6 protein-coding genes are annotated in these 3201 nt (G+C 65.2%); all 6 read left to right on the plus strand.

What is annotated here, in order from left to right:
• Positions 1-344, plus strand: a 344-nt coding sequence (locus tag JWQ05_RS08155; protein ID WP_299657352.1) for a UbiA family prenyltransferase, incomplete at its 5' end; no start/stop codon positions are given.
• Positions 341-505, plus strand: a complete 165-nt coding sequence (locus JWQ05_RS08160) for a hypothetical protein (protein WP_299657355.1) — start codon at positions 341-343, stop codon at positions 503-505. The genes JWQ05_RS08155 and JWQ05_RS08160, both read left to right, overlap by 4 nt.
• Before the next feature lie 25 nt (positions 506-530).
• Entirely contained in the window at positions 531-1148 is a 618-nt protein-coding gene (locus tag JWQ05_RS08165; RefSeq protein ID WP_299657357.1) for a cytochrome c oxidase assembly protein, read from the plus strand.
• A gap of 137 nt (positions 1149-1285) precedes the next feature.
• On the plus strand, positions 1286-2137 hold the full coding sequence (locus JWQ05_RS08170) for a cytochrome c oxidase subunit 3 (RefSeq protein WP_299657359.1): 852 nt from the start codon (positions 1286-1288) through the stop codon (positions 2135-2137).
• Between the two features lie 136 nt (positions 2138-2273).
• Positions 2274-2642, plus strand: coding sequence for a DUF983 domain-containing protein (locus tag JWQ05_RS08175; RefSeq protein ID WP_299657362.1), 369 nt, complete (start codon positions 2274-2276; stop codon positions 2640-2642).
• Positions 2643-2644: 2 nt separating this feature from the next.
• Positions 2645-3201 (plus strand): SURF1 family protein (locus JWQ05_RS08180; protein WP_299657365.1); only part of this gene is annotated, 557 nt, incomplete at its 3' end.

A 3201-nucleotide genomic window follows, 5' to 3' on the forward strand; every position in this document is an offset into this window, starting at 1 on the left:
TCAAGTCGGCCGATTACGCCAAGGCCGGCATCCCGATGATGCCGAACGTGGCCGGGCCGCAATCCACCCGCCGCCAGATCATCGCCTACTCTGTCCTGCTGTTCCCGCTCGGCCTCGCGCCCGTGGCACTCGGCTTCGGTGGCTGGCTCTATGCGGTCACGGCCTTCGTCGGTGGCCTCGGCATGGTGGCCTTCAGCCTGCAGGTGTTTCGCAACCGCGAGGGCGAGCCGGAGCGCAAGGCGGCTATGGGCATGTTCGGTTTCTCGATCCTGCACCTGTTCCTGATGTTCGCCGCCCTGCTGGCCGAGCAGAGCCTCGGCCTGTTCCGCGCGGTGGTCTTGTGAGCGAGCGCCCCGGCCTGCCGCGCCCCCTGACGCCCGAGGAAACGCAGCGCCGACGCAAGCGCTCCATCGCCATCGCGGCGGTCCTGTTCGCGCTGGTCACGATCTTCTACGTGCTGACGATCGCCAAGCTCGGTCCCCAGGTCCTCAACCGCCCGATCTGAACTTACGGAAATGCGAGGGAGCCTCATGACCGATCGGAAAGACGTCACGCCTCGCAGAGCCGGTGCCAGCAAGGCCGGCGTTACGGCCTTCGCCTGCGCCGGGCTCGCCTTCGGAATGGTCGGCCTCGCCTTCGCATCCGTGCCGCTCTACGACATGTTCTGCAAGGCGACCGGCTACGACGGCACGCCGCGCACCGGCCTCGCGCCGACGGCCGCGGCCCTCGACGACAGCATGCTGGTCCGGTTCGACACCAACGTTTCCTCCGCGTTGCCGTGGCGCTTCCAGGCTGAGACCCCGAAGGTCGAAGCTCGCCTCGGCGCGACCAAGACGGTGTTCTTCCGCGTGAAGAACATCGGCACCACGCCGTCCACCGGGATCGCGACCTTCAACGTGCAGCCCGGGCTGATGGGGGGGTTCTTCGTGAAGGTAGAGTGCTTCTGCTTCAACGAGCAGACGCTGCAACCCGGCGAAACGATGGACTTCCCGCTGGTGTTCTACATCGATCCGGACGTGCGCAAGGATTCCAACACCGCGCATCTCTCGGAGATGACGCTGTCCTACACCTATTTCGCGTCGAAGAACGGTCAGCCCACCGCCGCGCTGGCGACGACGGGTGGCACGGGGACGAAATCGAATTTTTGATCGCGTCCGCGTGACAACGGCAGGCGACCCTGGGTAAGGGTTCGGCACAACAATCCGGGGCAACCCGGTCCAGGATACGCTTTCAGTGGATCGCGGGTCGGCAACGACCCGGAGGTCGGGGGTAGGAGAAAAGTTAGATGGCCGAGGCGAGCGCCAAAAATCACGATTTCCACATTCTGGCCCCGAGTCCGTGGCCGCTCATCGGCGCCTTCTCGGGGTTCCTGATGGCGTTTGGCGCCGTGTTCTGGATGAAGAGCCTGCAGATCGGCACGCTCACCCCGGGCCCCTACATTTTCGGTGCCGGCACCCTCGGCGTTCTCTACGTGATGTTCGCTTGGTGGAAGGACGTCGTCCACGAGGCCGAGACCGGCGATCACACCCGCGTGGTGCAGCTCCACCATCGCTACGGCATGATCATGTTCATCGCCTCCGAGGTGATGTTCTTCGTGGCCTGGTTCTGGGCCTATTTCGAAGCCGCGCTCTACACCGCCGATCCGATCCAGGCCTCACGCGTCGACTTCACGGGTGGCACCTGGCCGCCCAAGGGCATCGAGGCGTTCGACCCCTGGCATCTGCCTCTGCTCAACACGTTGATCCTGCTGACCTCCGGCACGACCATCACCTGGGCGCACCACGCGCTCCTGAACGATGACCGGAAGGGTCTGAAGTACGGCCTCTGGCTGACGATCGTTCTCGGCGTGCTGTTCTCCGCCTGCCAAGCCTACGAATACGCCCATGCGCATTTCGGCTTTTCCGGCAGCATCTACGCCTCGACCTTCTTCATGGCGACGGGCTTTCACGGCTTCCACGTGATCATCGGAACGATCTTCCTGTCGATCTGCCTCTATCGCGTCTATCTCGGCCAGTTCACGGTGCGTCAGCATCTCGGGTTCGAGTTCGCGGCCTGGTACTGGCATTTCGTGGACGTGGTCTGGTTGTTCCTCTTCGCCTCGATCTACGTCTGGGGTGCCGGTCACGGCGCGCACTGAGAGCGGCTCTGACCGCATGCCAGGATTGAAGAGGGCGGCGCGAGCCGCCCTTTTTCATGTCTGGCGCGTGAACAGCACCCGGCAACGTCCCATATCCTGATGGGCCGGCGTCTCGTCGGCCGAGGAGTTTTCCATCTTGGACGTATCGCGGCCGACACCGTCACCCATTTCCGCCGGTCTGCGAGGTCGCTGCCCGCGTTGCGGCGAGGGGCACATGTTCGACGGCTTCCTCACCTTCCGCCCCTCGTGCGAGGTGTGTGGCCTCGACTATGACAGCTTCAATTCCGGCGACGGCCCTGCGTTCTTCGTCATGTCCATCGTGGGCATCTTCGTGGTCGGTCTGGCGCTCTGGATGGAGATCACCTACGAGCCGCCGATCTGGGTGCACGCCCTTGTGGCGGGCACGCTCTCCATCGGCCTGAGCCTCGCAATGGTGCGACCATTGAAGGGAATCCTGGCGGCCCTTCAGTTCACCAACAAGGCCGAGCAGGGACGCTTTCGCTAGTGATGGCTTCGTCGATCCGACCCGGTGCCTGGCGCAGCCTCCTTGCGCCCGGCTTGGTCTCGCTGCTGTGTCTCGGCATCCTGATCGCCCTCGGTACGTGGCAACTGGGCCGCAAGGCCGAGAAAGAGGCGCTCATCGACCGCATCCTGGCGCGCTCCAAGGTCGAGCCGCCGGCTGCCCTGCCCGCGCCGGACACGTGGAATGCGGAGCGCGACGAGTTCCGGCGCGTTCGCGCGACCGGGACCTTCGTGCATGACGCCGAGACCCTGGTTCACGGGCTGGCCGCCGGCGAAGTCCCGGGCCGGGCCCTCCAGGGCTATTATGTCCTGACGCCGTTCCAGCTCGACGGGGGCGGTACGGTCCTGGTCAATCGCGGCTTCGTGCCGACCGAGTTGAAGGCCCCCGCGAGTCGCGCCGCCGGTCAGATTGCCGGACCCACCGGCGTCACCGGCATCCTGCGCGGATCCGAACCGCGTACGATGTTCGTGCCGGCCCCCGATCCCGTGCGCAACGAATGGTTCAACCGCGACATTGCGGGCATCAGCGCGTCGCGCGGGCT

This window comes from Methylobacterium sp., from assembly GCF_028290105.1.
Classification (GTDB): Bacteria; Pseudomonadota; Alphaproteobacteria; order Rhizobiales; family Beijerinckiaceae; genus Methylobacterium.

What these genes read in the sequence shown, in the direction of transcription:
- JWQ05_RS08165 (WP_299657357.1), top strand. Translation starts at nt 531, where the DNA reads ATGACCGATCGGAAAGACGTCACGCCTCGCAGAGCCGGTGCCAGCAAG.
- JWQ05_RS08170 (WP_299657359.1), top strand. Translation starts at nt 1,286, where the DNA reads ATGGCCGAGGCGAGCGCCAAAAATCACGATTTCCACATTCTGGCCCCG.